The following is a 1,722-nucleotide window of genomic DNA, read 5'->3' as shown; positions in this document are numbered from 1 at the left end:
TATATTAAGATTTTGGTTTCGGAACAGGGGAATGCGGTATGTGAAAAACTGTCGAATTGTCACAATTTGTTGATTATGAGGAACGACAAAAAGGACTATTGAAAATAGCCTGCATTTTGTGTTTGTCTTTAATTGTTGAATTATTTTTTTACAATCATCTTATGATCACATTCAGGGCAGTGCATCATATAGTTTTCTTCAGGTTCATTTGGAAATAATTCATCGATTAACCATCTAGGTACTTCTTCTTCGTAACCGCATTTTGTACATTTCATCAATACATCTTTTTCTGTATGTTCTGTCATTTCTCTTGCCCTCCAATGGATTATATGTATAAGTATACTGCATAATGGCTCCACATTTACATTGAATTGGGTCTCTATTAAAAGAATCAATCAAATGAGTGCGGTACTTCAATTTATTGAGTTTGTTTTTAAGGGCCTTGGTTCTTGTTTCACGAGAATAATCCTTATTCTTTTTGATTCCAAGAAGTGCATGTACTTTATCTAGAGTTTTCTTAGATGCATTGGCATAGAATCCATAATATCGAGTGGTTAAGAAATGATAGTCTGGTATATGTATAATAAGACGGTTTATAAAATCAATCACATTATCTGTGACATCATGACGTTTTTCATCCTTATGATCATTGTAGAACCAGCTGACAGTATTTGATCCTTTATTGTATTCTGTGATTCTATTTTCAGCCATGGCAGGTCTACCGGCATAACGGATGAAATAGTTTACGCAGCCTTGAATATCTTTACTATTTTTATTAGATGAAGCATCGTTAGAAGCGTTGTCAGGGGATTTGAATTTGGCGTAGACATAGAATCCTTTAGGATGATCTTTATAGAGTCTGTTCTTTTCTTCAGGCTTCTTTAAACCACCGGCTTCCTGTATGAGTCGAATTAATTCAAATTGAAATGTTTTTCTAAGCTTAATGAAATTGAAATGATGAAATGTTTTGATTTTATCCTTTTTAAAGGAATAGATCAATTCAGGAATAAGACAATGGATGTGTGGATTCCATTTAAGGTCTCTTCCAAAAGTATGTATAGTGGCAATCATGCCAAATTCATTACGAACAGGAATATCTTTGAATATATAGTGGGTATCCGATAATTTTTTCTTTTTGAGTTTATCGGCAAGAGATTTATTGGTGAGAATGGAAATGGTGTTTCTAGAAGCAACAAACAAAAGATTGAGTCTAGAACGATCCTGTCTGAACCAGTTTCTAAGTTCTTCAGGAATAGTAAAGACAATGTGCCTATGAGGGCAGTCAAGACAAAAAGAGGTAGCCTTGGCTGCAAGCTGTTTGGCATATTTAACACCACAGGCATTACAAAATCTAGAATGACAAGAATGTGGAATAATATTCCAGTTGTCACAATCCGTACATTCAAACTGATCAAAACCAAGATAGCATGTATGGCAAAGAAGAGAACGTTCTACATTGTCTAAAATACAAGGACGAGCTTTACCAGAAGCATCTAATTTTCGAATGTATTCAATATTATCGAAGAAGATATTCTTGATGGGATGAATAAAATCGAAGTTTCGAACATCACAATCTAATAATGATAGAGTTTCAATTGGAATGTTTGAATGATAAGTAGTGTCCATAATTGAAGTATAGAATTAAATAGAGATGTAAACAAGACTTGGCAAATGAAAAGCGCCCATACAAATCATTTTATATGATTTGATGGGCTTTTTTTA

General features: G+C 33.5%; 2 protein-coding genes. Both read right to left on the bottom strand.

Annotated elements, in window-relative coordinates; translation table 11 throughout:
* Positions 1-140: 140 nt before the first annotated feature.
* Positions 141-305 (bottom strand): hypothetical protein, encoded by a 165-nt coding sequence (locus tag KTQ83_RS11680; protein ID WP_181979362.1) that lies wholly within the window; start codon positions 303-305, stop codon positions 141-143.
* A complete protein-coding gene (locus KTQ83_RS11675) occupies positions 235-1,626 on the bottom strand; it encodes an IS91 family transposase (protein ID WP_217256931.1) in 1,392 nt (463 codons plus the stop codon). The genes KTQ83_RS11680 and KTQ83_RS11675 overlap by 71 nt, the downstream gene beginning before the upstream one ends.
* Positions 1,627-1,722: the final 96 nt, after the last annotated feature.

Source organism: Holdemanella porci (assembly GCF_019052655.1).
Lineage (GTDB): Bacteria > Bacillota_I > Bacilli_A > Erysipelotrichales > Erysipelotrichaceae > Holdemanella > Holdemanella hominis.
Note: the sequence above shows the minus strand (reverse complement) of the source record. Positions and strands in the feature narration are given on the sequence as shown.